This is a genomic window from Streptomyces sp. MMG1121 (assembly GCF_001280015.1).
Taxonomy (GTDB): Bacteria; Actinomycetota; Actinomycetes; order Streptomycetales; family Streptomycetaceae; genus Streptomyces.
On the sequence record NZ_LGDV01000221.1, the window covers coordinates 13,213 to 38,120 of the forward strand.

Consider the following 24,908-nt stretch of genomic DNA (forward strand, 5'->3'; position numbering starts at 1 on the left):
ACGTCGATCTCCGGGTGTTGCTTCAGCTCGCGGCGAGGACTGTCGTGACGATCTTGCTCGCGAATATGTGGCTTCTGTCGCGTCGGGCACCACGGTGGCCGCCACATCGCCGCTCACCGCTCCTCCGGGGCTGTGCCCGGCAACTGCCGCCGCATCGGCCCTTCGTCCGTGGCGGGCGGCTCGTCGACGGACCGGGCGAGCACGGCCTCGCGGTCCGGATCGGACTCCGGCGTCTGGTGCATCCGGCGAGCGGTCACGCCCCGGGCGTCTGTCGCCGGCGCGTTCGCGTACGAGCGCCCCTGCTCGGTCCGGGGCGGTACTCCATCGCCGGGCATCCGGGGCAGCGCGGTCGTCACCCTGCTGTGTGCGACGTCGTCGCCCAGGCTGCGCAGCAGCTCGACGGCGGGCGGCGCCCGGCGGGCGGACCGCAGCAGGGCAAGGACCTCGGCCCCCGCGGCGCCCGGCCGCCGCCTACGGGCAGCGGGACCGGAGTTCACGCGTTGGTATCCTTCCCTTCACCGTCTACAGACCATGTAGACCTCAGTATGCCGCCGAGTGTGCCATGCCCTCCCGTGCACCACGCAACCCGGCATGCGGCTCCCCGGTAGTACTGTCACGGGCTCGGCACCGGTCGCCACCGCCATGCGCGGTGCGGTCCGAGAGTCTGGAGGAGAGCACCCTGACCGGACCGGCAGCGTCAGGCTCAGGTCTGGTGCGGTCGGTGTCCGGTAGGCTCCCGCGCTCGCGTCCCGCGCGATCCTCCGCCGTGAGTTTTCGGGCGGGGCGGTTGTCGGCGTATTGCGAGCCCGACCTACTCTTACAACTTGTAGGAGATGGCTGAGGAGTGGCGAGTATGAGTGAACACCGACGCCGGTCGTCGGGGAGGACCGGCCCGACCGGCTCGGACGGTGTGCCGCACGGCGGCCGGGCCGAGGCGCGCAGGGCTGCCCGGGGCGACGGCGGCAGACGCCGACGTGCGGCGGACCCGCGACGCGTGGAGGACACACGGCGTGCGCCTGCCGGGCGGTCCGGCCGGCGCGGCCTCATCGACTACCCGCGGGCGGGCAAGCGCGGCCTTCGTCGGTGGCTGCCGTCGTGGAAGCTGGTGTCCGGCACGTTCCTGCTGTTCTTGGGCGGCCTGGTGGGCCTGTTCGGGTATGCCTACGCCACGACGACGATTCCCAGCGCGAACCCCAGTACGCAAGCGCAGAGCAACACCTACTACTGGTCGGACGGCTCGGTGATGACCACGCAGGGGTCGACCAACCGGCAGAACGTCGACCTCTCCCAGGTCCCGAAGCTGGTGCAGTGGGACTTCCTCGCCGCGGAGAACGCCACCTTCTACACCGACCCCGGCGTCGACACGCAGGGCATGCTCCGCGCCGTTTACCACATGGCGACGGGCGGCGAGGTGCAGTCCGGGTCCACCATCACCCAGCAGTTCGTGAAGAACACCTACCTCACCCAGAACCAGTCGGTCACCCGCAAGCTCAGGGAGATCATGATCTCCCTGAAGATCGGTGGCCAGCTGTCCAAACAGCAGATCCTCCAGGGCTACCTCAACAGCTGCTACTACGGCCGCGACGCGTACGGCATCGAGGCCGCGGCGCGCAGCTACTACCACGAGCACGCCTCTCAGCTGACCGTCAGCCAGGGCGCCTTCATCGCCGCCACGGTCAACGAGCCGAGCCTGCTGATGCACGCCGACACCGACCCCCAGGCCAAGGCCCAGGCCGAGGCGCGCTGGAAGTACGTGCTGGACCGCATGGCCAAGATCAACAAGATCACCTCCGCTCAGGAGCAGCAGTACCTGGCCGCCGGGTTCCCCACGCCGAAGACCTACTCGCCGTCGGCGGGGATGGACGGGCAGACCGGTTACCTGGTGCAGACCGCTGAGAAGTACGTCGAGGCCCACACGTCGCTCACGGACCAGCAGCTGGGTCACGGCGGCTACCAGATCTACACCACCTTCGACAAGAAGAAGGTCAACGCGCTCTCGGCCTCCGTCGCCGCGATGGAGAACAAGCACCTCGACCCCGCGCACCGCTCGGCCGACAAGGACGTCCAGGTCGGCGCGGCGTCCATCGACCCGTCCACCGGCGCGGTCGTGGCCCTGTACGGCGGCGCGGGCTGGAACAAGGGTCACTGGACGGACAACGCCGACGCCACCGGTGTGCCGGTCGGCTCCACGTTCAAGCCGATCGACCTGGCCGCCGCCCTCGACCACGGCGCCGTCCTCTCCCCGGGGCAGCCGGCCTCGCCGATCACCCCGGACTCCAAGTTCAACGGCGACGACGGCATCACCATCAAGAACCAGCAAGGCCAGGAGATGCCGGACCCGGGCGATCCCTCGGGCCTCCTCCACCAGCGCAACGACGTGCCCACGAAGTGGGGTTACATCACCCTGCGCAAGGCGATGGAGCAGTCGGTCAACACCCCCTACGTCCAACTCGGCGAGTACGTCGGCTACGACAACGTGGAGGGCGAAGCCCTCAAGGCGGGTCTGCTGCGCAAGAGTCTTCAGTACGACACTCCCGGCTTCTACATCGGCACCTCCACCCCTTCGGCGATCCGCATGGCCGACGCGTACGCCACCTTCGACAACGAAGGCGTCCAGCACGAGCCGTACTCGGTGACCAAGGTCGTCGCCGACGGCCGGCAGTTGCCCGGCTTCGAGGCGCCCAAGGGCACCACTGCGATGCCCGCCTCCACCGCCGACACCGTCACCGACGTCCTGCAAGGTGTCGTGAAGAGCGGAACCGGCACCAACGCCCAGGCCCTGGGTCGCCCGACGGCCGGCAAGACCGGCACGACCGACGACTACAAGTCCGCCTGGTTCATCGGCTACACCCCGCAACTGACCACGGCGATCAGCATGTTCAAGGAGGACCCGAAGAGTGCCGGCCTCCAGTCGATGCAGGGCGTCGGCGGCTTCTCCAAGGTCTTCGGCGCCGACATGCCCACCGAAGTGTGGACCGGCTACATGACCGCCGCTCTCCAGGGCCAGCCCGTACGGCAGTTCCCGCCCGCACCCCAACTGGGCCAGAGCACCGACGAATACGGCGCACCCTCACCCACCCCTTCCGCCACCGCGACCCAGAGCACCCCCACGGCCACCCCGACCGCACCGGTCACACCGAGCCCCACCACCGGACCGTGTCACGGGCGGAAGAAGCACTGCGTCAGCCCGAGCCCGACCGACACCGCCGGCACCACGACCGGCGGTGCGGGCGGCGGCGGGCTGCTCGGAGGCACCACCGGCGGTGGTACCACCGACGGTGGCACCTCACCCACCCCCGCACCCACGACCAACCCACCGGCCCCCGGCGCTATCCGTAGAGGAGCGCGCTGATCCACGACGCTCTCGGCATCCAAGCCGGTGAACCTCCAACGGCGTCACGCTCGTCGGCGTTGACATGGTGAGCCTTCCTGGTCGCCGGAACGAGCACCGCTGCCCCAACCCGGAAGCTACTGCGAAACGCAGTAGCTTCCGTGGGTCCGGGCCGGTGCGAGAAGCGCCCGGCCCGTTCATGTCGGGGCAGGGCGATGCGGATCAGGATGGCCTTGGCACAGGGCAGCACGACGCCTGCGGGGGCGAAGCCGCCGCCTGCGGTGCGGAGGCTTGTGGTGAGGGAGTGGGCGTGGCCGCCGCTGAGCAGGGACCCAGGAGCTGGATCACCAGGCGTGCGGTGAGCGGGCCGAGAAGGGCGGAGGCGAGCAGCAGGCTCACATCGTGGGCTGGTCGCTGTCACCCTTGCCGGTCCACATGGTGGCGCAGGCGGCGACGGGCATCGTCACGATGAGGATCACCGCGGTGACCAGGCCGCTGCCGCCGTCGATGTCGGTGTCGGTGTCGGGTGTCCGGTGCAGGGGGCGCGACGAGAGGGATGACCAGCAGCGGGATCGCCAGGTACAGCGCCAGTCCGGCGAGCAGCGCGCCCGGACGCCGCAGCGCATGGCCCAGCTCACGGACGGGGACCCGGGCCCCGGCCGTGAACAGCACCAGCGACAGCGGACACGTGGTACGGGACGGGATGGGTAGGTGAAACGCGCCACCAGTCAGGATGCGTTCAGGTGCCCGGTGGCACGGTCGGACAACGTGACCTATGAAACGTCTGAGAGTCAGGTGGTTCCGGAGGCCGGTCAGCCATCCGATTCCCGGGACCGGCTGCGTTGGAGCAAGGTGCCCGAGGTCACCCTCTGCTTCTGGATCATCAAGGTGCTGTGCACGACGGTCGGGGAGACCGCGGCGGACTTGCTGAACGAGAAGGCGGGGCTCGGGCCGACCGGTGCGTCGGTGCTCATGAGTGCCCTGCTGGCCGTCGTTCTGGTGGTCCAGTTCCGCTCCAGCGCCTGCCGACCGGGCGTGTACTGGCCGGCGGTGGCGCTGACCAGCGTCGTCGGCACGCTGATCAGCGACAACCTCGCCGACACCATGGGTGTGCCGCTGGAGACGAGCACCACGGTCTTCGCGATCGTCCTCGTGGTCGTCTTCGTCGTCTGGTACCGACGCGAGCGGACCCTGTCCATCCACCACGTCGACACCACCAGCCGCGAGTCCTTCTACTGGCTGGCGGTCCTGTTCACCTTCGCCCTGGGCACCGCGGCCGGTGACCTGGTGTCCGAGCACATGGAACTCGGCTACTGGCTGTCCGCCGTCCTCTTGGCGACGGCCATCGCCGCGGTGGCCCTCGCGCACTTCGCGCTGGACCTGGACGCGGTGTGGAGTTTCTGGATCGCCTACGTCTTGACCCGCCCGCTGGGCGCCTCGATCGGCGACTACCTCTCCCAGCCCACCGCTGACGGCGGCCTCGCCCTGGGCACCGTTGTGACCAGCACGCTGTTCACGGCGGTCATCGCCGCACTGGTCATCTACCTGTCCGTCATCCGCAGGGATGTCGCCGAACCGGAGCACGGGTCGGGACACACGGGCTGAGCCACGAGTCAGTCCGATGGTTCCTGCCATCAGCTCCGACCGCGCCCGACGGCCGGTTCATCCCACAGGGCGTCCGCCTTTTCAGGCGGGTGCCCTGCCGTAGGACCGCATTACGGCGTCGGCACGAGCTCTGCCGTGCGGCCGGTGGTGATCCGGCCGGTGTCCATGAGGTGCGTGGGGTCGGTGTAGCGGGCGACCAGGTGGTGTGCGTGGGAGTCCACGACGAGGATGGTGCCGTGCTCTACGCACAGCCGGGTGGGGAGGCGCAGTCACGCGGCCGGGCTGGACGACCGCGGCGGTGGCGGGCAGGGGCACCGTGCCGTCGGGCAGGGCGATTTCCAGGCCGGTGACCCTCGCGACGGGCCGAGATGTGTTGGCGGAGGTGTCGGAGCCGGTGCGGGTGCGGTCCTGGTGGGGGAGGTCGCTCACGAGCGGGTGACCGCCTTCTGCGTCATGTCGGGGGCCAGTGCCTGGGTGGCGAGGCCGACGGTGAGGGCGACGGCCGCGATCGCCAGGCTCGGCGCGACGACGGCCCAGGGGTTGAGCAGACGTGGCCACGGCCTCGCCGTCACGCTCGGCAGCCCGCCACACCGGTACCTGCGCCGCAAGGCCCATCTGCCGCAGGATGCGCCAGGTGTGTGCGGGCTGAAGCGCACGTGAAGCGCCGGGCGATCACGGTGGCCACCCGGGTCGGCGCTTAGCGCTCCTCCTCGGTCCAGCTCGGCGCGGCCGGTCCCTTCTCCGGCTCGGCCGCCAGCCAGGGCCGCCACCCCGGCTTCATCCGCGACGGAAGTCCGGACGGCCCCTCGAACCGCAGTGCCTCCACGCCTCCACACCGCTGTCCCGCCAGCGGGCACGCCAGGCGTGGGCGGACTTCCGGGAGACCCGCAACCGCCGTGCGACCCGCGGCGGCGACACCCCTTGCACGCATAACTCGGCAGCCTCGACCGCACTTGCTCCCGCCGGGCCCGCCGCTTCGCGGTCGGGCCACCCCCATCCGGATAACGCATCCCCAGGGATACACCGATGCACCCACCGGCGAGATCGCCGTCACCCCAGGCCGAAACCCCAGTAGTCGTCGGGAGAGTAGGGGACGACAGTTACGGAAGAGAGGTGCGTGCATGGAGCCATGCTGCTCGTGCCGCACGAGTGGGGCGCGTGATACGCGGTGGCAGTCAGGATGTGTTCAGGTTCCCGCTGGCACAGTCGAGCAGTATGACCAATGAAACATCTGAGGGGCCGGTGGTTCCAGAGGCGGGCACCCAGCAAAGAGACCGGCAGTCGGCCGGCGAACAGACGACCGAAGTGGGCTCACACCGCCTCTCCGGCACCGGGCAGGAAGTGACGGTAGAGCCCTTTGCGCGGCCCGGATGAGAGGTCGCACGGGGGATCTGGCGACGCGAATTCATGCGCTCCGCAGGCTGAATTCCGGGACGAAATTCCCAGAACTCCAGAAAAAGGCATGTCCTGTGGCACGGGAAGACCTCAAGACCCCGCCTAACAAGATGTGTCGCCCCTGGGGCATCACAGGTATACAGAAAATCCTCGCGCAGGCCGAGGAGAGAGCAAATGCGGGGGCCATTTCCGGGAACGCCAACCGTGTCACGGACGATGCCCCAGGCGGCGCGGCCCGAATGGGCTTGACGAGCAATCGAAGTCGTCTCGCCGCTGATCCGAGGCTGCGCTTGTCTGCATATGTGCAGACAGTTACCGTTCCGCAGACGTGAGGGGCGTCCCTCCGTTCTGCTGCCCGTTCTATGTGAGGGTTACATGACGACTGCGACGACGCCCGAAAGTCTTCGGACGCCTGCCAGGCAGATGCTGAACAAGGTTCCCGAGGTCACGATCTGGTTTTGGATCATCAAGATCTTGTGTACCACGGTCGGTGAAAGCTTCGCCGACTGGATCAATATGAACCTCGGTGTTGGCCTGATCAATACCGCGTTGATCTTCACCGTGGTTCTGGCCGCCGTCCTGGGCTGGCAACTCGCCACCAAATGCTACGTACCGTTCGTGTACTGGCTCACCGTCGTGGTGGTGAGCGTGACCGGCACCCTGTACACCGACATCCTCACCGACAACCAGGGCGTTCCCCTCGCGCTGAGCAGCAGCGTGTTCGCCGGCCTCCTGGCCGTCGTCTTCGGGATCTGGTACGCCCGCGAGCGGACCCTGTCGGTGCACACCATCACCACCCGGCCCCGTGAACTCTTCTACTGGCTCGCGGTCCTGGTCACTTTCGCCCTCGGCACAGCAACTGGCGACTGGACCCTGGACCTGACCGGCTGGACCGCGGGCGTCTCCGTGTTCCTGCCTCTCGGACTGATCGTCGCGATCGTCCTCGGCTGGCGCCTCGGTGCCAACGCGGTGCTCTCCTTCTGGCTGGCCTACATCCTCACCCGCCCGCTCGGCGCCAACCTCGGCGACTGGCTCGGCTCGCCCAGCGGTGACGGCGGCCTGGGCCTCGGCACCGCGGTGACCAGCGTGATCTTCCTGACCGCGATCCTCGCCACGGTCGTCTACCTCACGCTCAGCCGCAGCGATGTCATCGAGACCCATGACGTCACCGATGCTCCACGAGCGCTGAACCCGGCGCGTGAGCGGATCATGCTCGGTTACTACGCCGTCGTAGCGGTCGCCACTGCGGCGCTTCTCATCTGGGCACACCAACAGCCCCACGCGGCCGCGGCCAGCGAGTCCGACACCCCCGCACCCGTAACCGCCCACCTGACCCCGAAGCAGGCGACGTCGCCGTTCCCTCCGGCCGAGATCGCGAAGTTCCGTACGATCACGGCTGACACCCTGGCAAGGCTCAACGCGGGCAACCAGTCCGCCGCGACCACGCGAGTGACCGACCTCGAGACCGCCTGGGACGACGACCAGTCCACCCTTGAGCCCAAGAGCGAGCAGTCCTGGCGTTTCCTCGACAGCGAGATCGACCATGTCCTGAAGGCGCTGCGCGCCCCGAACCCCGACAAGGCCACCGAGGTCAAGGCGCTCAATACCCTCCTCACCTCACTCAGCTGACCACCTGTGATGACGGACTGCCTCGACGCATCCCCTGCGCCGGGGCAGTCAACATTCCGATCCGCACGCGCCAGATGGATCGCCAACGGCCGTGGCCGCCAGGCCGGTCAAAGGGCTGAGCGAGCGCGGCATCGGTGGTCGGACTCTCCTGAACCTTGTGCAAGCCCTGGTGCGGCCCGTCTGGCATGAGGTGTGGCCTGTGCCGGGAACGATCACCGATGGCGATCAAGGGCGATGGCCCGCGCGCGAGCGTCGCGAACAGCGTGAAAACGCGTGCGGAATCGGCTCTCCCGGCCCAGCTGGACCGGGAGCTGGCGGAGCAGTTGATCGAGTGAGCCCGCCGCGGAGCTCGTCGGCCTTCCCTCGCGACAGTGTGGCGATCCTCGGGGCGGGGTCACCAATCTGAAGGACCCGGTGGGGACGCAGCCGCACGCCGCGGTCTGCTCCGGGAAGACCACTCGCAAGGCGGCGCAGCAGGCGATCGCTGTCGACTGGACCATCGTACTGAGCAGCCTCGGCCTGACCTGACCTGACCTGACCTGACCTGACATGCCTGTGGTGCGGTACAGCCCGGCCTGGCACCACCGCGTTGCGCTTGGCTCGCTGGGTGATGCTGCGGCTCTCGGCACGGTGCATGAGCGGGCCGGTGGTGGCGAGGCGTCGGTCTGCTCCCGCGCGGTCGGCGTTCCTGGCGCGCGGCCCATTCCGCGCGGACGTACGCCCGGGCGGTGATCTTGGCGCGGTCGTCGGCGGGGCCGCTGACGGCGACGGTGACGGTGTCGGGCAGGCCGGTCCGGCTCGCCTCGGGCTGCTGCCGGTATGGGTGACGAGGAGCAGCGCCAGCGTGGCAGGGTCGCTGTGTACCTCCCCGGCCGGGTCGGTGATTCCCTGCTGCGTTGCGCCGTCGTCATAGGGGCCGCGTCCGTGGCACGACGCGATCAGGTCGAGAGCGGCGGCGGCCTTCAGGGGGCCGTCGCGCTGGGCCAGGTGCGAGATGGCAACGCGCGGTCGCTCTCGTGCCTGCCCGCGCAGAGGTGTTCGGGCACTGCGTGCTGCGTTGCCCGGTGGGGCCTTTCAGCGTTTGCCTGCCGTAGACCTCTATCCAAGGAAGTCCGGTTATGCCTCGTCCTGCCCATATCGCCATGGTCGGTACCCCTATGGTCGGCCATGTGCTGCCCAGCCTGGAGATCATCCGTGAGCTGGTGACCCGCGGTCATCGCGTGACGTACGCCAATGCCGACCCCGTCGCCGAACTGATCACCCCCACCGGCGCCGAGCTGGTCGCCATCACCTCCACTCTGCCGGTCGCCGATGACTGGCCGCAGGATCCCATCGCCTCCGCCTCCCTCTTCCTAGGCGAGGCGATGGCTGTTCTGCCACAGCTGCACGCCGCGTACGACGAGGATCCAGCCGACCTGTACCTCTACGACGTCGCCGCGTACGCGGGCCGCGCGCTGGCCGATGCTCAGGGCCGCGGTCTCGTCCAGCTGTCCGCGGCGCACGTGGCCTGGGAGGGCGCCCAGGAGGAGGTCGGTGCGGCGTTCGCGCAGCTGCCCGGAGGTCCCGCGTACCGAGAGCGGTTCGCCGCTTGGCTGACCCGAGGCGGTGCGGCGACCGGGAACGTGGAGGAGTTCACCGGCCGTCCCCGGCGAACGCTGGCCATGATCCCGCGCGCCATGCAGCCACATGCGGACCGTGTCGACACCGAGGCGGTGACGTTCGTCGGCCCGTGCTTCGGCGCCGGCCAGGAGCAGGACGGCTGGGTGCGGCCGGCCGCCGCGAAGAAGGTACTGCTGGTGTCGCTGGCCGGCTCGGAGTACCACGGGCCGCAGGAGATCTACCACCAGTGTGTGGCGGCGTTCGCCGATCTCCCGGGATGGCATGTGGTGCTGCAGACGGTCAGGGGCAGCCAGCTGGCCGAGCGGCTTCCTCGCAACTTCGAAGTGCAGCCGTGGGCGCCGCCGTTGGCGATGCTCGAGCAGGCAGACGTATGGGTGACGCACACGGGGATGGGCAGCAGCAGTCAGGGCCTGCACGCCGGTGTGCCGATGATCGCGGTACCGCACGGGGCCGACCAGTGCTTCCACGCGGACCGACTCGTCGAACTGGGTGTCGCCCGCCGGATCGACACCGCGGACGTCACGGCGGCGGCGCTGCGTACGGCCCTGATGGAACTCATCGGCGACCCACAGGTCGCCGCGCGCTCGGCATGGCTGTGGTCCGAGGTACGCGCAGAAGGCGGCACCTGCCGGGCCGCGGATCTGATCGAGGATCAGCTGGCAGAGGAGCGAGTGGGCTGACAGCACCGTGGCCTGTGTGGTGAGGCGGACGAGTCGCCTGTAGCAGCACATGGCTGTGGCGAGGGCGAGGAAGACCAGGTAGCCGCAGGGGGCGCTCGTCACGAGGGCTGAGTCTGCGGTAGCCGGACAGACAGGACGTCGTCCTCGATCGATGCCCCGTCCCGCCGGCCGAAACCGGCGGGACGCTCTCGCGTGGCACACCCGTCCGCGCGACTGGCGGCACGGAACAGCCGGCTTCGCTCAGCGGGGCAGCGACTTGAGCAACCCGACCATCAGTCCCCACACCCCGAGGGAGCTGGGCGGCGCGGAGCAGTCGGATGAGTCGTGCTCTCTTCGTTCCAGGTCGGCACCTCCCAGGACTACACGGCCTACGGCATGAACGCCGGAAACATCTCCCAGCTCTACGACAGCTGCACCGGCGACACGATCGCGGAGTGGATCTGGGCCTACTCGTTCGTTCAAGCGCACGGGGACTCGTACATCCAGGTCTCGATCGCCTCGATGGGTTCGAACCAGGGGGCGACGACTTTCCCGTCCTGGGAAATCCGTCGCAGGCTGCTTCGACGAACTACGTGGTCCCTATGCGGGTTGCCATGACGACCGCGACCTGGACCAGATCCCCTGGACCCAGCCGTAGCGGCTCGAGATGCCGTGCGCAGGTTGGTTGGGCGGATGCGCGGTTTCACCGGCCGCCGACAGGCGACGCGGCCCCAACAAGCGACTCCTCGAACTCACCACGTAGGACACGGTGCAAGGCTCGCCCCCGAGGAAGAGGTTGCCGACGCCGGCCACGGGCGGCCGGTTGTTCCGGGAGTTCATCGGACGGCTCCCGCCGGTGGTGCCAGGGGGCGGGCGGAGGCGGTCGGCTCCTTGCGCACGAAGGCCGAGCGCAGGGCGTGGTAAGGGGCCTCGGGGTCGAAGAAGGCGGCGTGCATGCGGGCGAGTTCCTCCCGCCGGTAGTCCGCGAGCGGTTGTGCCTCCTCGTCCGTGCGGCGTGCCGCGGCCTTGGCGGTGATGCGGTGCCGCAGGTCCGGTGCGGTGGCGAGATCGGTGGCCAGCCGTTCGACCTGGGTGGCGAACTCGCCCGGCGCGGTGGTCAGGAGCCGGTCCACCAGTTTGAGCCGTGCGGCCGACGCGGCGCTCAGGGGCAGGGCTTCCCGGGTGAGCCGACGGGCGGTGTCGGCTCCGGCGCGGCGCGGGAGCGAGTACGTCCAGAACTCGGAGCCGTACACGCCCATCCGCCGGTAGTGCGGATTGAGCACGGCGCCCGTACGGCACCACACCTGGTCGGCGGCGAGCGCGAGCATGGCGCCTCCGGCGGCGGCGTTGCCGGCGAGCGCGGTGACCACCAGCCGGTCGGTGGTGCGCAGCACCGCCTCGACCAGGTCGTTCATGGCGTTGAGATTCCGCCAGGACTCCTCGGCGGGGTCGGCGGCCGCCTCGATGACGTTCAGGTGGATGCCGTTGGAGAAGAAGTCGCGGTCGGAGCCGAGCACCAGCACGAAGGTGGGGCGGGTCAGTGCGTGTTCGTATGCGGTGAGGAGTCTGCGGCACTGGTCGGTGCTCATCGCACCGCCCGGGAAGGAGACGGTCAGGAAGCCGACCTCGCCGCGCTGCCGGTATCGGATGTCGGTCCAGGTGCGGCGGTGCGCGGGCAGTTCGAGCGGGATGGCGGCTTCCGCGAGGTCGAGCTCGTGCGGCCCGGCGAAGGAGGCGAGGACGGAGGCGGCGGGACGCCGGAAGGGTGCCGGGTCGCCGGAGTGCTTGCGCGGGCGCAGTTCCGGGATCCACACGGCACCGTCGCGGGTGGCGCGGCACACCGCGCCCGCCCGGGTCGCGAGAAGGTCGCCGGGGCGGCCGCGCAGCCGGTCCTCGGGGTGACCGCCGTGCAGGAACACCTCGCGGCCCAGGAGCTCGTCCAGGACGCCCGGCTGCGAGTCGGCGCCGCGCAGCTTGCGAAGCACGGCCTCGGTGCTGTCGTTCGACCAGTCGATGCGGCGCCGCTCCTGCCGGAAGAAGTCGCGCCAGACGACGTGCAGGGGAGTGTCGGGATGGTGGATCTGTGGGCGGGGCCTGTAACCGCCTGCGGCGTATCGGCGCACGGCCAGCAGGACGGCGGACGTGGCGGCGTCGGAGACCTCGTTTCGGTACAGGTCGCTCTTGCCGACGGGCGGCACGGCGAACGGCTCCGCCGCCCAGATGTCCCCGGCGTCCAAGGCCGCCTCGGCCTGGAGCACTGTGACACCCCACCGCGGAGCCTGCTCGGCGATCGCCCAGTCGAGCGAGGAGGGACCACGGTCGCCGGGCGGCCCGGGATGTACGACGAGGCAGGTGCGCTCCCGCCAGACGTCCTCGGGCAGAGCCGTTCTCAGCATCGGAGCGATGATCAGCTCCGGGCGCCGTTCGCGTACGGCGGCCCGGACCGGGTCGTCGCCGTGCGTGGCGAGGACGATGTCCACCCGGTGGCCCTGGTCCGAGAGTTCCGCGTACACCCGCTGGGAGAGGCTGTTGAACGCGCTCACAACGAGCAAAATGTTCATGATGCAGCATGTTCGCGTTTTCCGGGTGTGTCGTGAAGAACCACTACGGCGTTTCGTCCGCCTCGGACCGGGCGCTTCCGCCATCCGGATTCGGGGGAGTGAGCGTTTTCAGCGGTAGCTCTCGAGGGTGAGTACGGCTTTGGCGGCTGTGGTGAGCCAGGTGGGGCTGCAGCGGGCTTTGCGTAAGGTGCGCCAGGTCTTGAGTGGGGCCATGCCGCGCTCGACGGGGTACCGGAGCCGGGCACGGGCCTCGTTCACCGATCGCTGCTGGACGGTGAGTTCTTGACGCGGCGGCGCCGGTGCGGGACGGCGGAGTTCCCGCCGGCGCTGAAGCAGCCCAGGTCCGCCAGGACCGGGATACCCAGCCGTTGGCAGGTGGCGACGATGCGGTGGCGGCGGGCTGTGGTGATGTCGTGCGCGCGGCCCGGCAGAACCCGCGGGGTCGCGGTGAGCCCCGGCGCCCGGCGGGCCAGGGGTGTGAGGACGGCCGCGCGTGCGGCAGATCAACTGCGGCAGGATACGTGACCAACGGAGCGGCCGGGTTGGAGAGTTGAGCCTCGACACCTCGCTCAACAGCCCAGGGACTCCGCCCGTTTCGCCCGTGCCCCGGGCTACCCAGTCAGTGGGCGGCCCGAAACCCTCGATGCACCGCGTATCGCCCAGCGGCTGATCGGCGACACCTTCGACTGGACCGGGACGGGCCGCGTCATGGTGCGCGACGAGGTCGCCGGGTCCTGCCGCACCATCACACGCCTTGTTGGCCGGCTTGCGGAAGCGGCCTGGTCGCCTTGCAGTGATCCGGAAGGAATACGCGCGGCCGACCGAGCCAGTGAGCGGGAATCAGGTACGGATTCGGGACTGTCGCGGATACCAGTGCACACGAAGGTCCGGAACCTGCAGTTCCGGCGCCGGCAGCCACGCCCATCTCCCGCCCGTTCTTCCACCGTCGACCCACCGGCATCGGGATACCTCACCTTCCCGGCGTAGCGCGGCCCACGCGGGCCGTCACGCCCCGGGTGACCCACACCGTTGAAGGTCTCTAGTGGGGACGTCGTGTACCTGTTGACGCGAACGACTGTGCGCGGGCGATCAGCAGGGCGACGTCGTCGTGGTCGTCGGGCTGCCGGAGGTCGTCCAGGAGACGGTCGCAGGTTTCCTCCAGCGGGCAGTCGGGTGCGTCGAGGACGCGGAGGAGTGTGTCGAGGCGTTCGTCGATGGGGTGGTGGCGGGTTTCGACCAGCCCATCGGTGTAGAGGACCAGTTGGTCGCCCGGGCTGAGGCTGACGGTGGTGGCCTCGAAGAGGACGCCGCCGACGCCGAGTGGCGTGCCGGTGGGCAGGTCGAGCAGCTGGGGATGGTTTCCGCGGCGCACGAGGACGGGGGGCAGGTGGCCGGCGTTGGCGATGTGGCACTCGCCGCGGTGCGGATCGTAGGCGGCGTAGAGACAGGTGGCGATGTACTGCTCCAGTCCGGAGGTGATCGTGTCGAGCTGCTCGAGGACGCGGGTGGGGTCGAGGTCGAGGCCGGCGAAGGCGGCGGTTGCGGTGCGCAGGCGGCCCATGGCCGCGGCGGCGTCGATGCCGCTGCCCATGACGTCGCCCACGACGAGAGCCGTCCTGTCGCCGCCCAGCGGGAGGACGTCGTACCAGTCGCCGCCGATCTCGTAGGCGGCCTGTGCGGGCTGGTACCGGGAAGCGATCTGCAGGCCGGGCAGGTGGGGTGGATGGTGGGGGAGCAGGCTGCGCTGCAGGGTCTCGGCGGCGTTGCGCACGCTCTGGTGGGCACGGGCATTGTCGATGCACACCGCGGTGCGGGAGGCCAGTTCGGTGGCGATGGCGAGATCGTCCTCGTCGAAGGGCCGTGGATCGCGGGCGCGGGTCAGCCCCAGGAAGCCGAGCACGGTGGCGCGTGCAATGAGGGGGACGGCCATGTAGGAGTGCACTCCGGCGCGGGCCAGCAGCGTGGCGGCGTGGTCGTCGCGGGCGATGCGTGTCAGGTCCTTTCCGTCGGCGTGGGGGATCAGGATGGGCCGGCCGGTGCGCACGCAGCGGGTGGCCACGCGGTCGTCGTCGTACGCGGCGATGTGGCCGGGCGGATCTGCGGCCTCATGGGCATCGGTGGGGTAGGCGGCCTTCAGCGCGAGGGCACGGAAGAACGCGGGACCGACATGGGTGCTAGGCCGGTGCTCGTCGATGACGGAGTCGAGGACATCGACGGAGACCACGTCGGCGAGCTCGGGAACGGTGACGTCGGCCAGCTCACGGGCGGTCTGTGCGACGTCCAGGGTGGTGCCGATACGGGCGGAGCCGTCGGCTAGCAGCGCCAGGCGTCGCCGCGTCGCGGTTGCCTCCCTGGTCGACTGGTAACGCTCGGTGACATCAGTGACCAGTTCGGCCACTCCGAGCACGCGGCCCTGGGTGTCCTCCAGCCGGTAGACCGAGATTGTCCACGCGTGCAGGCGCGGTTCCGGGTCGGCCGGACTGTGGCCGACGATGGTGGACTGGTCGATCAGGGGGACCCCGGTGTCGAGGACCTCCCGCATCGCGGTTTCGGGCGTCTCGAACTTCGTGTCCTGCATGATCTCGCGGTAGTGGTGGCCGAGGTGATCTTGCATGGGGATGCCGTGCATCCGCTCCAGCGCGGGGTTGACGGCCATGTACCGCAGGTCGGGGTCGAGGATCGCGATTCCGATGGGGGACTGGGAGATCAGCCGGGTGGACAGGGCGACGTCCCGCTCCACCTCGTGCAAGGTGGGTGAGTCGGTGCCGAGCCCGAGGGCGTAGAAGTCGCCGCGGTCGTCCTGGAGCCGCATGTTGCGCAGCTCCACCAGCCGCGTGCCGCCGTCCTTTCGCCGGACGGGGAACGTGCCGCCCCAGCTCTGGCCCGTCGCCATGACTTCGGCGAACTTCTTGATCACCCAGTCCCAGTGCTCCTCGCCGACCAGCAACTGCGCGGCGAACTGCCCGAGCGCTTCCTCGGCGGTGTAGCCGTACAGTTCCTCGGCCTGCGGGCTCCACAGGACCACCCGTCCCTCGGCGTCCAGGAGCACTGCCGCGACACCGAGAAGATCCATCAGCCCGCTCTGTCGGGCCGGGTCGTCGTCCGGTCGGCCGCCCAGCACCCGGCCGATGTCCACAGCAGGCCGTTCGGCTTCGCTCATCGTGGGCACCCTTTCCGCCCGCGGTGCCGGGTGATCCATCCCTTGGACTCGGAGCGCGGCCTGTCGACACCAGCAGGCACTTCACCTCCATGGTCACCCGGACGGCCGGAGTGCACACCGTGGCGCGCCCGGCCAGGGTCGGAACGGTGCCGGGTCCGGGCCGTCCGACGGGCTCAGGCCCCGGCATCCGCGTCGGCCGGGAGACCGGGTCTTGCGACGGGCCGGAATACCGTCGTCATCATCCCCAGCACGGCCCCCGGCCGGCTCCGGGTCCGCCATCGATGCACGGGCTACTCGCTCCTCGAGCACCAGGACCTGCTTGGCCGCCCTCCAGGAGGCCGGCCGATCGGTCGTGTCCCGTTCTCCCCTTGCGTGCAGCCCCCAGGTAACGGGGCGGCATTGGTGGTGGACGGATGCCCGGTGACACAAGGTGACGGCGGTCCGGGGAAGCCGCTGTCGATCCGGCGTGGTCCCGGCACGGTGAACGGTGAGCGAGTTCCGCAGGGCACCGCCCCGACCGGGGTGGGAGGCGGGGTGAGCCGGGAGCCGGGAGACTCGCGCGCCCGCCTGCGCTGAAGCGGTTGGTCATCGAGCGCAGTGGAGCGCCGGCCCGCGCCGCGGTCTTCCGGTCGCAGACACCGGCGATGCCTTCCTCGGTGATGAGGTCGTGGTCCCTGGCGACGCTGTGTTCGCACCGCTGAGGATCCGCGTCCGGTGGGCGGCCCTGCCCTCAGAGCGTGCGGATCGGCAGGATGCCCGGCGACGACGAGGCCGGACGTAGAAGCCCCGCTGGACGGCTCCGGTGGGGCTGCTACGTGCGGCGGTCTACGACGGCGTGCAGTGTTCGGCGGGGGCACGGCTCCCCGCTTTCCGGCATGCGGAGCAAGGACGCGGTGACGACACCGGTCGTACGGCCCATGGGTGGCACGTGGCACGGGAACTCCCCGCGACGCACCAGTTCGTAGCCCTTCGCCCGAGAGAACCCCGACGCCTTGGAGGCACCTTCCACGCTCCCTGTTCCGTCCGTGGCGGCGCGGATGTGTGTAGGCCTTCAACAGGTGCCTCGCACCTCGCTGGTCTGTCCGTGCCATGCGGATTCTCCGGCCGGCAGCACACTGCGCTCCCACGTCGCGGGCGCTCGCGGTGTCCCTGCGTTGGGCCGCGGGTACCGTGGTCGTCAGATTCCGGAGGAGTTGTGACTAGGAGTCCGGGCTGTTTGCCCGGTCATCGCGTCGACGAGTTCACCGGCGGCAGCCGGTCGCCGTGAGAGCGCGTCCGACGCCTTTGCCGTCACGTAGAGGGACACGACGAGGGTGAGGACCAGTGCCGCCCCTGCCGTGAAGACGCCGGCGGACGGCTCGGCCTGCGGGCTGCCGGCCTCCGTACGGGCGGAGCCGCTGAGGAAGGGGACCACCGAGAGGACGGCCAGACCGAGGACGACCTCGCCCCAGACGACCTTGGGAAAGTGCCGGAGCGTCAGGCGGAAGAGGGAAGCGGTCTCGTCCGTGCGGCGGGCCCTGGCTATGCGCGGCATGAGCCACAGCTGGTTGAAGGCGCCTGCGGTGACCAGCCCCAGGACGAGGAGGATTTTCACCAGCAGGGCGAGGCCGTAACCGGTGGTCCACAACTGGCTGACTGCGCCGACGTGTTCCCAGCTCATCCACAGTCCCGAGATGAGGACGGCGGCGACGCAGATCATCGCGGTCAGGCTGAAGCGGCGCCATATGCCGGCCCAGATCGGGCCGGCGTTCCGGCTCAGGCGGCCGCGGGCGCCGGCCAGGGCGACCAGCAGGACGAGGCCGCCGAGCCATACCGTGCCGCTGATGATGTGGATCTGGGTGAAGGCGAGGTCCAGCGAGGCGTCCGCCTCCAGCGGGACACTGGCCGGAACAGCGCCGATCAGTGTCACCGCGAGTGCGAGGGGCAGAGCGGTGAGGGCGATCGTGTCCAGACGACGCCGCACGCCTCGTGCGAACAGTGCCGTGAGGATGGTCGCCGTCACCAGGAGAACAAGATTCTGCACCAGGAAGATGGTGCCTTGCGCGATCCAGGATCCCTCGTCGGCGGGTGCGCGCAAGAACTGCCATATGCGCTGCGGGGCGAGGGCGTCGGCGAACGGCATACCGGTACCCGCCCGGGCCACGCGTGCGGCGAGCTGAAAGTAGCCGCTCACGAGCAGCACCACGCCGGAGCATGCGAGGCCGACCGCCGACCGGTCGCGCAGCAGCGCGACGTCGTCGGCGGCGTCCGCCGAGCCACGGAGTGCGGGGCGCACCGCCCCTGCGTACGTCACGAGGCCCCCGATGGCGCCGGCGAGGCCGATGAAGTAGGCCGTCTTGGTCAGGGCTCGCCACAGTGGGGGCAGGGTGTATCCGACCGTGTCCGCGGCCAGCAGCAGTGTGTTCATAAGGTTAGGCTAACCTAAGTTTGCAGGGTTGATTCCCGTTGTGCCGCGGTGGGCGTGGTTCCCACGCTGGGTTGCCGGTTGCCGGTTGCCGGTTGCCAGTTGTCCCGGCCGGGCCTGACTCCGAACCGCAGCGGCGGCGACCCCGCGATCCAGGCATGCGCCGACGGCCCACCGGTGGCCTTCCACGCCATCCGCGACCCCTCCCGGATCGGCCGGGACACCGTGGTGACGACCTGGCCGCAGCTCGGCTTCGGCAAGGCCGCCCCCGACGGCTCCGACCAGCCGTGCATGCGGGGCGGCAGCTACCTGGTGGCCCGGCGGATCGAGGGCTGTGACCACGACTACCTCATCCTGCGGCGCGGCTACACCTCCACCGACGGCATCGTCGCGTCGAGCGGCGAACTGGACGCCGCACTGTTCTTCATCGCCTACCGGAAGGATCCCCGGGGCAGTTCGTCGCGCTCCAGCGCAAACTCGGCATGAACGACGCTCTCAACGAGTACGTCCAGCACGTCGGTTCCGGCCTGTTGGCCTGTCCTCCCGGCGCCGCCGCTCCCGGCCACTTCTGGGCTCAGGAACTGCTCGCATGGCCGGCTGCGTCCCGCACCCGCGAAGCGCCGCCGCACCTTTCGGCCGGGGACCAGCCTCGCCGGTCGCGGGACACCCCGCCCGAGACCGCCGCGGGGGCATGAGTGCGAAACGTGCGCGTGTGAGCCCTGTACGCGCCCCCGGCCGCACGAGAAAACTGCGCCGTGTATGCCGCCGGTGGCCGAAAACACCCGGTCCGGCGTTCAGCGTCTCGGAAAGGCAGGCTGATCGCTGTGCTGTTGCGTCTCCCCACGTCCATACCCGAAACCCGAAGCTGCCTTGCCGAGGGAGCCGTGCCGGTCGGCGGAGCGACGCTGGTGTGGGCTGCCTGGCAACGCGACGGCTTCCCCGAACTGGCCATGTCCCTGGCGAAGTTGCCAGAGGCCAACGTCCTCGGGCGGGAGACCCTGGGGGGCGCCGTGGTACTGCACAGGATCGACGAGCGGGTGCCTGACGTACTGCGGCTCGCGGCCGGTGCGATCGGCACCGGAGCTGTGCGTCGCACGGCGACGGTCGGCGGCAACCTCGTCGGCAGCACACTGCGCTGCCTGCTTCCCGCAGCCCTCGTCCTGGACGCCCGAGCGTCCGTGCTGACACCTGAAGGCGTCCACGAGGCGGACCTGGCCGAGGTTACGGCCAAGCGGCCCCTGTTGCTCAGCCTGCGATGGCGGACCCCGCTTGCCTCCGCGTACCGCAAACTCCCCGCCGAAGCCGGAGGGCCACCGCCCCTCGTCGTGGCCTCGGCGCTGCACGCCGACGGCGGCACGGGCGTCCGCATCCGCGTCGCCGTTCGCGACGGATATGAAGCGCTCACCGGTGAGACGGCAGAAGGCACCGACGCCGACCGGGCCGCCCGCGCGCTACGCGCGACGCCCCTGGGCGAACTGCCGGAGGCGGCCTGGGACGTCATCGGCCCGCAGCTCACCGGCCTCATGAGTGGCCGCACCGAGTCCTGAGAAGGCGAATCCTCCCGCGCCGCCGTCATCTGCGCCGGCCCGCGCAGAGTTGCCTTCTCTCATGATGGCGAATCCGCAATCTGCGTCGACCCGTGCAGAGTTGGCTGCTCTCACGGTGGCGAATCCGCATGCGACGGGCGGCTGCGCCCGGGGCAAGCTCGACATCTGGGCCTCCCAGCCAGGCGGCTGCCCCCTCGTCAGGAGGCTCTGGCCCGGGACGGCACGAACATGAAGGAAACCGATGCCGCGAAGGCGACCATCGACCACATGGTTCCGCTCGCCATGGCCTGGATTCCCGCACGGAAACCTGGGCCGCGGACCAGCGCAAGGCCTTCGGCAACGAACTGAAGGACCCGCAGCTGCTGATCGCACCTGCACGAACTGACCCGCTCTCGCCTTCGCGTGTCAGTCGTCCGGCAGGGCCGCATCCCAGCCGGACGGCTGTCAGCGCTCGCCTCCACATCTCAGTGGGACGGTTCCAGACCCGCTGCGGGCCGGCCAGTGCCGGACGGGTGGGCAGTAGCCGCCCTGTTCGCCGGCGGAGTTGATGACGGCATTCGAGCGGACATGCCGGGCGTGGTCGAGAACAGCAGCCCCAAGCTGCTCAACGAAACCCACCACATACAGAGGTGATGGACGGTCTGCTGCCTGACGCCGGTCCCGGGGAAGCGTTCGCGAAAGCGTCACGCTTCCGGGACGATCTGGTCGACTGCCTGACCGCGCGCGGAGACGAACTCTTCGAGCTTACGGACGCGTTGCTGTGCGCGGACGGGCCGGTGAGGGACGCCGGTGGACCTGACACCAGTGGCGGAGCACCGGCGCGCCCACGGCGCGATGGCGCGAAGTACGACGAGCTGGACTGCGGGACCGTGGACGTGCCCCGGCCGCGGCAGGTGCCGGCCAGCCTGCCCATGCCGCAGGCCGCCAACGGCGTGTTTCACGTATCAGGGCAGGTCAGAGCGCCCACGCACATGCGGCAAGAGAGATCGAAAGCGGAGGTTGGCCACGTGTATAGTTGCGAGCCGCTATTGATCATTCGAGTGAACGGGGCGGCTCGGGAACGGCCAGGAGGACGGCTGGTTTCGGGCTCGCATTCGAATCTAAGGGGTTTGCGCTATGCGCGTTCGTATTCGCACCTTCCTGCCTGTCGTGGCGGCGATAGTCACCGGAAGCGCGCTGCTCACCGCGTGCAACGACGACTCGGGCAGCTCGTCCGACAACACCGCCTCGCCGTCGCCGACGATGTCGGCCCCCGCTCCGAGTGGCACCAGCGCCGCGGGTACGCCCAGCGCGTCGGCGTCGTCCGCCGGCGCGGACAGCGGGACCTCCGGCAGCCCGGTGACGGTGAACAAGTCGTTCACCGACGACGTGATGGGCGAAAAGGCGACCGTCCTCAAGTACGTGAGCGGGTACCAGCCTTCGGCTGCCTCGAAGAGCAAGTACTCCGCGCTGTCGGATGAGGAGGTCGTCCTCGTCGAAGTGAAGGTGACGGCGAGCAGCAAGTACTACGACAGCTTCGGCGCCAACTCGTTCTACCTCACGGGCATGCCCAACGGGATCGACCAGGCGAGCACCACCATCCTCGACGACGAGGTCAAGGCTGCCGGATACCCGCCGCTGCCCGACGCCGAAACGGGCAAGACCACGACCGGATGGGTCGTGTTCACCCCGGGCAAGGACACGAAGAAGCTTGTGCTTCGGTACAAGCGCCTCGCCGCGAAGACGTCCAGCGGCACTTCGATCTCCGCAAAGAACTTTGACATTCCTCTGAACTGACGCACAGAATTCCCGACGGTCCGCCGATATCACCGGCGGACCGTTTGGCATTCTCGGGAACGACTCCCAGGTCGGGGTGCGATGTGCCGGACTTGTGCGAGGGACTGTTGGAAAAGTGCTGGGCACAGCCACTCGTTGAGGACTGAGACCAGCGCAGTCGCCTCGTGACAGACGGCAAGCGCGCCGTAGTTCGTGGCCACGGCCCGGTGGTGCTCGAGGTGATTGATCCCGCACACGACCGCGTGGCGCTCGCGGTGGTCGGTCTTGCCGGACTTCGGCGGCCGACCAGGTGAGCCGAGCTTCTGGCGGTTGCGGATCCGGTCCGCCGGGACGGAGATCGCCGCCTTGAATCCGAGTCTTCGCGGGTAGGCCGCAGTCGCGGCGAGAGTCGCACGCTTTGTCGGCCCGCACCCGGTCCGGTCTCCTGATGGACCGGCCAGGACTGATCCGGGGTACTGGGATCACATCCAGGACCGGCTCGAACTGCGGAGAAGCGCCTCGCTGCTCGGCCGCGATCAGCACCGTGATGGCGGCGATGATGTGCGTCGCCACGCTCCTGATGCTGCCCACTGGTCGGCGTCGACTGACGGATCCGCAGACATAGGGCGGCCATCTCAAGCTCCTCGCCGGTGTTCGTGGAGACCTCCCGCCCTCGCCGTAATGGATCAGGTTGTTGGCGCGGTACCGCGCCTCGACCACATTCAGACCCAATTCGATCTCGTGCTGCAGGTCGCGGGGCCAGAGCTGATCAGCAGCTGACTGCGGGGTCGAGCGGGCAGTGGACGGTATCCGGTGATGCGTTCACTCACGAGCGCGGATGCGCGTACGGCGTCGTACTCGTAGGCGCGCATGACGTTGTCGTAGTCGCTGACAGCGGACAGCAGGGGTTGGTGGCCGCGCGCCGCGGCGAGCAGTGGGCGCCGAGTATCTGGGCGTCGCGCAGCGAGGTGTTGGCTCCGACGCCGAGGGCTGGGCTCATCGCGTGGACTGCGTCGCCGATGACGGACACGTTCGTCGGCTGCCAGGCAGCTGCGGGCACGCGGCTGCGCAGGGTCAGCGGCTGCACGGTGGCGACGTCCCACAGACCGATCACCGTATTCACGTCGGGGTGCCAGGAGGAGATCCGGTCCAGGGCGTATCTCTTCAGTGCGGTGGGGTCGGTGCCGTGCGCCCAGGTCGACGGCTGTGCGGTCGGGCAGGCGTCGCGTCCGCACGGCGGAGTTGATGCCGTCCACGTCTATGAGTACGTCGGCGTCGGCGCGGTGTCCGTCGGCGAGGTGCACAGTGAGGTGATGCCGGTGTCCGGGCTGTGGTGGTGGCCGGTGACCCGGACGCCGAAGCGCACCACGTTCTCCAGCCCGGTGTGGAGGGTTCTGCGCAGGAGCGAGCGGTCCACCACCAGGTGTACGGGGAGGTCCGAGGCCGGGTTGGCGGTGCCGCGGGAGTCGCTTTGCTGTCACGATCTTGATCGCCGTGTCAGCGGGGCTGTTGGGACCGGCTTTGTCAGGTGGTTGGACGGCCCAACTGCCCCGTGTGTCGCTGGAAGAGCACCTGCCCCGGGCTAACGCGCTCGATGCCATGACGTTCAGCGTGGCGAGTCTGGTCGGTCCGGCTGTCGCCGGCGGCGTGGCAGAGACGCTGGGGGCCCCGACGGCCGTGGTGGTCTCCGCGGTGCTCATCGGCCTTGCGCTGCCCGCCGCCTGGATGCTGCCCGCCCGTCCCGATCGGGCGCGGGGCGCTCCGACAACCTCAGTGGTCAGCGATCTTGCCGCCGGGCTGCGAGTCGTCGTCGGAAGGGCGGCGTTGGCCCGAGCGACCCTCACCTCGGTCCTCTCGTGTGCTGCTCAAGGCATGCTGACGGCCTGCATCCCGCTCCTGGGCGAGCGTGTCCTGGGTGGAGCCGGCCGCGGCGCGGTACTGCTCTCCTGCACGGCGAGCTCCGCCTTGTTGGCCAACGCCGTACTCGCACGGTTTCCACGTTCGGTCGCCCCCGACACGATCATCTGGGCCAGTGCCCTTGTCCAGGCTGCCGCGATGGCCTTGGCCGCTTCTTGTCAACCAGCCGTGCTCATCGTGGCCGTACTCATCGCCGGGATCGGTGAAGGGCCCCAACTGGCCGCCTTGTTCGCAGTCCGCCACCGGGAGGCCCCCGAACGGCTCCGTGGGCAGATCTTCACGGCTGGCGCCAGCCTGAAGAGCACGGGATTCGCCCTGGAGGCGGCGGTGGCCGGACCGGTCGAGACCTGGTCCATTCCCGGTACGTTGGTGCTCGCAGCGAGCGTGGCGGTCCTCGCGGCACTGGGCTTCTGCGCCATCCCGTCGGCAGCCGTCAATCCGTCCGAGGACCGTGCGATGGCGGGTTGATCAGGCCCAGGCGGCCGCCGACTACTTCGTCCACCGGCTCGTTCGGGGGCTTTCGCGGGTCAGGCGCCGGGTCATCACGGTGATGAGTGCCCAGTTCAGATGGGCTTCCGAGTGCTGGGGCAGCCGCTCATAGTCGCGTGCGTTGCGGCGGGCGTTCATGTATCAGCCGATCGTGCGATCGACTTTCCACTGGGCGGGGCAGCACGACAAAGCCCTTGACTCCTTCGGGGCGGGAGACGATGCACAGGGTGAGCCAGAGGCGTTCGCGGGACCGGTCCACGAGTTCGCCGGCGTAACCGCAGCTGTCCCGGCCGACGATGGAGGCTCCCTTGACCGACTCTCCGACTGGGAGTCGACGATCGGCGTCACCGGGTGAGGGCAGCGGCCCTTGCCTGTACGGATCTGGGTCCGGAGCTGATCAGGGATGCAGGTGACCACTCTGGCCCGGTTCCACTTCCAGAAAACCGTAATCCGTCTCCCACGGAGGGAAATCCGCAGACAGGGCCCTCCGCTTCGCGCCGTTGTCGACGATGCAGTGGATACCGTCGACGATTTTTCGCCGCGGCCGCTTCTCCGGGTGCCCGTCCGTCTTGTTTTGACAGGCCTGGACCGGCAGCAGAGGTTCCAGAAGAGCCCACTCGGCAACGGAGGTGTCGAACGGTAGCGGCGGCGACAGACTGAAGCGCGCATAGCACTGCACCGCCGCCGAGCACGGTCAAGCCCGCAACCTTCGCCATTCGGGCGGCCAAACCGTCCGGCAGAAGCTGGCTGTCCGCCGTTCCCTTGTGCATCTGCAAGGAGACGAATCCCGGCTGGGCCTTCATGAACTCCGCCTGCCTCCGAAAGAGGGTCAGGAA

19 protein-coding genes and 2 pseudogenes are annotated in these 24,908 nt (G+C 69.4%); 10 read left to right on the plus strand and 11 right to left on the minus strand.

All coding sequences use genetic code 11. The features are described from left to right. Window positions 1-113: 113 nt before the first annotated feature. A complete protein-coding gene (locus ADK64_RS32560) occupies window positions 114-497 on the minus strand; it encodes a hypothetical protein (RefSeq protein ID WP_053664996.1) in 384 nt (127 codons plus the stop codon). Window positions 498-853: 356 nt separating this feature from the next. On the opposite strand from ADK64_RS32560, the gene ADK64_RS32565 reads away from it, so the two are divergent. After that, window positions 854-3,352, plus strand: coding sequence for a transglycosylase domain-containing protein (locus tag ADK64_RS32565; RefSeq protein ID WP_234384790.1), 2,499 nt, complete (start codon window positions 854-856; stop codon window positions 3,350-3,352). A gap of 374 nt (window positions 3,353-3,726) precedes the next feature. On the opposite strand, the gene ADK64_RS32570 is transcribed toward ADK64_RS32565, so the two are convergent. Then, window positions 3,727-3,969 (minus strand): hypothetical protein, encoded by a 243-nt coding sequence (locus ADK64_RS32570; RefSeq protein ID WP_159046388.1) that lies wholly within the window; start codon window positions 3,967-3,969, stop codon window positions 3,727-3,729. 130 nt (window positions 3,970-4,099) lie between these two features. Here ADK64_RS32570 and ADK64_RS32575 point away from each other — a divergent pair, with 130 nt between their 5' ends. Continuing rightward, window positions 4,100-4,936, plus strand: coding sequence for a hypothetical protein (locus ADK64_RS32575; protein WP_053665023.1), 837 nt, complete (start codon window positions 4,100-4,102; stop codon window positions 4,934-4,936). Between the two features lie 425 nt (window positions 4,937-5,361). On the opposite strand, the gene ADK64_RS43810 is transcribed toward ADK64_RS32575, so the two are convergent. Together ADK64_RS43810 and ADK64_RS49235 are read right to left on the minus strand one after the other, a co-directional pair. After that, window positions 5,362-5,508 carry a hypothetical protein gene (locus ADK64_RS43810; RefSeq protein WP_234384791.1) on the minus strand — a complete coding sequence of 49 codons (147 nt, stop codon included), beginning with the start codon at window positions 5,506-5,508 and terminating at the stop codon, window positions 5,362-5,364. Beyond that, window positions 5,486-5,946, minus strand: a pseudogene (locus tag ADK64_RS49235) (winged helix-turn-helix domain-containing protein); the annotation flags it as partial. The gene ADK64_RS43810 and the pseudogene ADK64_RS49235, both read right to left, overlap by 23 nt. Window positions 5,947-6,754: 808 nt before the next feature. Between ADK64_RS49235 and ADK64_RS32580 the strand changes: the two are divergent. From ADK64_RS32580 to ADK64_RS32590, 3 genes are all read left to right on the plus strand, one after another. Continuing rightward, a complete protein-coding gene (locus ADK64_RS32580) occupies window positions 6,755-7,960 on the plus strand; it encodes a hypothetical protein (RefSeq protein WP_267888586.1) in 1,206 nt (401 codons plus the stop codon). A 1,142-nt stretch (window positions 7,961-9,102) separates the two neighbouring features. Further along, complete coding sequence (locus tag ADK64_RS32585; RefSeq protein WP_234384793.1) at window positions 9,103-10,260, plus strand: macrolide family glycosyltransferase; 1,158 nt, start codon at window positions 9,103-9,105, stop codon at window positions 10,258-10,260. A 324-nt stretch (window positions 10,261-10,584) separates the two neighbouring features. After that, a complete protein-coding gene (locus ADK64_RS32590; RefSeq protein ID WP_053665006.1) occupies window positions 10,585-10,857 on the plus strand; it encodes a hypothetical protein in 273 nt (90 codons plus the stop codon). Window positions 10,858-11,075: 218 nt separating this feature from the next. On the opposite strand, the gene ADK64_RS32595 is transcribed toward ADK64_RS32590, so the two are convergent. From ADK64_RS32595 to ADK64_RS32605, 3 genes are all read right to left on the minus strand, one after another. Continuing rightward, window positions 11,076-12,800, minus strand: coding sequence for an enoyl-CoA hydratase-related protein (locus tag ADK64_RS32595; protein ID WP_053665008.1), 1,725 nt, complete (start codon window positions 12,798-12,800; stop codon window positions 11,076-11,078). Between the two features lie 1,039 nt (window positions 12,801-13,839). After that, window positions 13,840-15,960: a SpoIIE family protein phosphatase gene (locus tag ADK64_RS32600; protein WP_053665010.1), complete on the minus strand. Its 2,121-nt coding sequence runs from the start codon at window positions 15,958-15,960 to the stop codon at window positions 13,840-13,842. 1,177 nt (window positions 15,961-17,137) lie between these two features. Then, the gene (locus ADK64_RS32605; protein WP_053665012.1) at window positions 17,138-18,367 is read right to left on the minus strand and encodes a copper resistance D family protein; all 1,230 of its coding nucleotides are present in this window, start codon (window positions 18,365-18,367) and stop codon (window positions 17,138-17,140) included. Between the two features lie 54 nt (window positions 18,368-18,421). On the opposite strand from ADK64_RS32605, the gene ADK64_RS46265 reads away from it, so the two are divergent. The 3 genes and pseudogenes from ADK64_RS46265 to ADK64_RS48770 all read left to right on the plus strand — a co-directional run. After that, window positions 18,422-18,850: a Dyp-type peroxidase domain-containing protein gene (locus ADK64_RS46265; protein WP_324614470.1), complete on the plus strand. Its 429-nt coding sequence runs from the start codon at window positions 18,422-18,424 to the stop codon at window positions 18,848-18,850. Window positions 18,851-19,188: 338 nt separating this feature from the next. Then, window positions 19,189-19,911 carry an FAD binding domain-containing protein gene (locus ADK64_RS32615; protein WP_053665017.1) on the plus strand — a complete coding sequence of 241 codons (723 nt, stop codon included), beginning with the start codon at window positions 19,189-19,191 and terminating at the stop codon, window positions 19,909-19,911. A 632-nt stretch (window positions 19,912-20,543) separates the two neighbouring features. Next, window positions 20,544-20,843: pseudogene (locus ADK64_RS48770) on the plus strand (transposase); the annotation flags it as partial. 168 nt (window positions 20,844-21,011) lie between these two features. Here the strand turns inward: ADK64_RS48770 and ADK64_RS46270 are convergent. Continuing rightward, entirely contained in the window at window positions 21,012-21,272 is a 261-nt protein-coding gene (locus ADK64_RS46270) for a hypothetical protein (protein ID WP_159046390.1), read from the minus strand. Between ADK64_RS46270 and ADK64_RS43830 the strand changes: the two genes are divergently transcribed. Then, window positions 21,256-21,687 carry a hypothetical protein gene (locus ADK64_RS43830; protein WP_159046391.1) on the plus strand — a complete coding sequence of 144 codons (432 nt, stop codon included), beginning with the start codon at window positions 21,256-21,258 and terminating at the stop codon, window positions 21,685-21,687. The two genes, ADK64_RS46270 and ADK64_RS43830, sit on opposite strands and share 17 nt — an antisense overlap. A gap of 805 nt (window positions 21,688-22,492) precedes the next feature. Here ADK64_RS43830 and ADK64_RS43835 read toward each other — a convergent pair. Next, window positions 22,493-22,834, minus strand: a complete 342-nt coding sequence (locus ADK64_RS43835) for an FAD-dependent oxidoreductase (protein WP_078992984.1) — start codon at window positions 22,832-22,834, stop codon at window positions 22,493-22,495. A gap of 90 nt (window positions 22,835-22,924) precedes the next feature. Then, the gene (locus ADK64_RS46275) at window positions 22,925-23,086 is read right to left on the minus strand and encodes a hypothetical protein (RefSeq protein ID WP_159046393.1); all 162 of its coding nucleotides are present in this window, start codon (window positions 23,084-23,086) and stop codon (window positions 22,925-22,927) included. 65 nt (window positions 23,087-23,151) lie between these two features. Between ADK64_RS46275 and ADK64_RS32625 the strand changes: the two genes are divergently transcribed. After that, the gene (locus ADK64_RS32625; RefSeq protein WP_267888587.1) at window positions 23,152-24,051 is read left to right on the plus strand and encodes an MFS transporter; all 900 of its coding nucleotides are present in this window, start codon (window positions 23,152-23,154) and stop codon (window positions 24,049-24,051) included. Between the two features lie 418 nt (window positions 24,052-24,469). On the opposite strand, the gene ADK64_RS49240 is transcribed toward ADK64_RS32625, so the two are convergent. Next, window positions 24,470-24,751 carry a transposase gene (locus ADK64_RS49240; protein WP_078992986.1) on the minus strand — a complete coding sequence of 94 codons (282 nt, stop codon included), beginning with the start codon at window positions 24,749-24,751 and terminating at the stop codon, window positions 24,470-24,472. Window positions 24,752-24,908 lie beyond the last annotated feature (157 nt).